The sequence below is a fragment of the Candidatus Nanopusillus massiliensis genome (assembly GCF_920984865.1).
The window spans coordinates 148,539-148,826 of sequence record NZ_OV100765.1; positions in this window are offsets into that span (position 1 = coordinate 148,539).

Below are 288 nucleotides of genomic sequence, written 5' to 3' on the forward strand. Positions count from 1 at the left end.
CGAGATATATATTATAGTAGATATAAAAGTTATGATAATAATTACATGATTGCTTTTATTAAATATGTAGGAGGGGATATGGATAAAATAAAATATATGGTAAGAGATATAGAAAGTGANNNTTATGACTTATACAATAGAAATTAGAAATTCATATTTGGATCCTTCAAGAGATCATTNNNTATCAGTATACTTTAGAAGGGATACNNNGAGCTATAAGAAGATAACTAAAGAAATTAAAAAAGGTATTATCTTTGAAAAACCTCAGGCNNNAAAGAAGATTGGATT